A 347-nucleotide genomic window follows, 5' to 3' on the forward strand; every position below is an offset into this window, starting at 1 on the left:
CTCTGCGACGAACACCGGCTGGCAATGGCTGGGCCTCTGGCTCGGCTCTTGCTTCCCTGATCGCTCCCCCAGCAAGGACGAACTAGCAGGATGAGTGACGTGAGCCCGCACGAACGAATCAACGAATCAACCTGACCGGCCCTTGGGACGGTTTCGGCTTTCAGGGTGGACACATGTTCACCCCGGAAGGTCACCAGTTCGAACCTTGCGACATGGTTTGGTGGTCGCGGACCTGCAACATCGCCCGGGACTGGCAACTGATGATGGAACAACCTCGCGCAGCGCTGTTGCGTTAGATCAACTGACTCACTCTCTGAGCTCCTCGACGACGGAAACTGGAATACTTC

1 protein-coding gene is annotated in these 347 nt (G+C 58.5%); it reads left to right on the forward strand.

Annotated elements, in window-relative coordinates; translation table 11 throughout:
* The first annotated feature begins 131 nt into the window (after positions 1-131).
* Complete coding sequence (locus KVS69_RS19045) at positions 132-296, forward strand: DUF3653 domain-containing protein (protein ID WP_302675387.1); 165 nt, start codon at positions 132-134, stop codon at positions 294-296.
* The last annotated feature ends 51 nt before the right edge of the window (positions 297-347 follow it).

The organism is Stenotrophomonas sp. GbtcB23 (genome assembly GCF_019091045.1).
GTDB classification, from domain to species: Bacteria; Pseudomonadota; Gammaproteobacteria; order Xanthomonadales; family Xanthomonadaceae; genus Stenotrophomonas; species Stenotrophomonas rhizophila_A.